General features: G+C 45.0%; 4 protein-coding genes. 1 reads left to right on the forward strand and 3 read right to left on the reverse strand.

Annotation, left to right across the window (positions count from 1 at the left end; genetic code table 11):
* Together ACP45E_RS20055 and ACP45E_RS20060 are read right to left on the reverse strand one after the other, a co-directional pair.
* Positions 1-251, reverse strand: a 251-nt coding sequence (locus ACP45E_RS20055; RefSeq protein ID WP_426511691.1) for a PilW family protein, incomplete at its 3' end; no start/stop codon positions are given.
* Positions 232-741 carry a GspH/FimT family pseudopilin gene (locus ACP45E_RS20060; RefSeq protein WP_017038870.1) on the reverse strand — a complete coding sequence of 170 codons (510 nt, stop codon included), beginning with the start codon at positions 739-741 and terminating at the stop codon, positions 232-234. The genes ACP45E_RS20055 and ACP45E_RS20060, both read right to left, overlap by 20 nt.
* Before the next feature lie 101 nt (positions 742-842).
* Between ACP45E_RS20060 and ACP45E_RS20065 the strand changes: the two genes are divergently transcribed.
* On the forward strand, positions 843-1271 hold the full coding sequence (locus tag ACP45E_RS20065) for a type IV pilin protein (protein ID WP_017038869.1): 429 nt from the start codon (positions 843-845) through the stop codon (positions 1269-1271).
* Positions 1272-1367: 96 nt separating this feature from the next.
* Here the strand turns inward: ACP45E_RS20065 and ACP45E_RS20070 are convergent.
* Positions 1368-2181, reverse strand: an 814-nt coding sequence (locus tag ACP45E_RS20070; protein WP_069585476.1) for a molecular chaperone DnaJ, incomplete at its 5' end; no start/stop codon positions are given.

A 2181-nucleotide genomic window follows, 5' to 3' on the forward strand; every position in this document is an offset into this window, starting at 1 on the left:
CCGCTCTTCCGATCTACGGATTGTCCATGGCCCCCATCAAAACCCGCACGCTGTATATCTGCTCGCATCATTGACGTTGTGGTCATCAAACTTTGTAGGACTAATAGATCCAAAGTTCGCTCTTTTGCAATGCGCTGCCCGCTGATAAATACTGACCCTATCACCATGATTGCAATCAGAGCAATCGACGAGGAAATCATCAACTCAAGCAATAAGCTTCCTCGCTGATTTTTAGCAAGCTTTATAACCATATCGGTCCCCTTCAACGCCACAAACTCTTATTCTTCCTGGTGGGTTAGACGTTCTAATGGCAATTTTATTGGTACTGTCTAACTTGGGATGAAAAACAAAACTGCCGGATTTAGGTCGACCTCTGATTTCCTCAAAAGAGACCTGTTGAGAACTGAACGTGTGAGTCAGCTTTATTCCTTTATACGGGCTACCATCAAAGTGAGCAATCCGATATGCGGTGCTCAAATCATCGGAGTCAGCTAATACGATACTCCAGCTGCCAGTAGTGTTCACCGTCCCCTCAAGAAAAGAGATATGTGCATAGAGTGCCTCATTTTGCATCACAGCCTCCGATCTCGCTTGAATCAAAAATCCGTTCAGCTCTGTGGCGAGGCGTTGCATCTTGCTACTTTCGATCATCTTGCTAAAGTTTGGGGCAGCAAAAGCGAGGACAACACCACAAACACTCATCGTTATTACCAGTTCCAACAAAGTAAAGCCGCGAGTCATTTCCCAAATCCCCTTAAAACTTTTTGCTTAAAAATCAAATTACTTGCATCGATGCTAGCAGCTAACAAAAATAGAAGGAGAATATATAAGGACAACACGGAATGATTCGAATAATTAGCTGTAACCTATACAAAAAAAGACAGGTTGGGATGACACTGATCGAGTTATTATTCACGGTTGCCATCATCGCTATCTTATCGGCGATCGCTTACCCAAGTTACACTTCTCATGTAATCGAAGCGCACAGAACGGCAGCAAAAATGGATATGATGCGAATACAGCTATTACTTGAAGAAGGGTACGTGGGAACCTATAGCTGGAGCAGTATTGTTTCGTCTGGGAGTTGCACGGTTTGCGATAGTAGTAGTGAACGGTATCAGTTTTCGGTCGTTAGCTCCTCAACCTCGGCCTATACCATAACGGCAACCGCCCAAACGGATAAAGGGCAAACAAACGATGCTTGTCTATCAAGCGACCACAAGATGACACTTAACGCGAAAGGTGAAACCGCCCCGAGTGATTGCTGGTGATAGCATAGAAAACAAGCAAGGCGGGAACAAGGCTATTGACTGAAGCAAAAAAAGACCTGCTAAGTTAGCAGGTCTGTTTAATTAATGGTATTTTTCTTAGCTGGTTAAATCATCGAAGAACTTTTTAACACCGTTAAAGAACCCCTCAGATTTTGGTTTATGCTTATTAGCAGCATCACCACCACAAGACTCTTCAAACTCTTTGAGTAATTCTTTTTGACGTGAACTTAATTTCACTGGTGTTTCAACGACCAGTTTAACCAATAGATCACCAACCCCACCACCGCGAACGCCTTTCACGCCTTTACCACGCATACGGAACATGCGACCGGTTTGGGTCTCTTCTGGCACTTTTAGGTTAACTCGACCGTCCAGTGTTGGAACTTCAACTTCACCACCAAGCGCGGCCATTGCAAAGCTAACCGGCACTTCACAGTAAAGGTTGTTACCGTCACGCTCAAAAATATTGTGTTCTTTTACGTGTACTTGTACATATAGGTCACCTGCCGGTGCGCCCATATCTCCCGCTTCACCTTCGCCTGAAAGACGAATACGATCGCCAGTATCAACCCCTGATGGGATCTTAACATTCAGTGTCTTCGTCTTTTGCTTGCGCCCTTGCCCATGACAAGAGTTACAAGGGTCTTTGATGATCTTGCCTTTGCCGTTACATGTTGGACAGGTTTGCTGTACAGCAAAGAAACCCTGACGCATTTGAACTTGACCATGGCCATGACACGTGCCACACGTTTCTGGAGATGAGCCTTTTTTAGCGCCACTTCCATCACATGAGTCACAATGAACCAGCGTTGGAATCTCGATTTCTTTAGAAACACCACGAACCGCTTCTTCTAACGACAGTTCCATGTTGTAACGAAGGTCTGATCCGCGTTGAGCACGTTGACCACCG

Origin of the sequence: Vibrio genomosp. F10 str. 9ZD137, from assembly GCF_049974785.1 — a bacterium.
Lineage (GTDB): Bacteria > Pseudomonadota > Gammaproteobacteria > Enterobacterales > Vibrionaceae > Vibrio.

Coding starts and splice junctions, on each gene's coding strand:
- ACP45E_RS20060 (WP_017038870.1), bottom strand. CDS start 741: ATGACTCGCGGCTTTACTTTGTTGGAACTGGTAATAACGATGAGTGTT.
- ACP45E_RS20065 (WP_017038869.1), top strand. CDS start 843: ATGATTCGAATAATTAGCTGTAACCTATACAAAAAAAGACAGGTTGGG.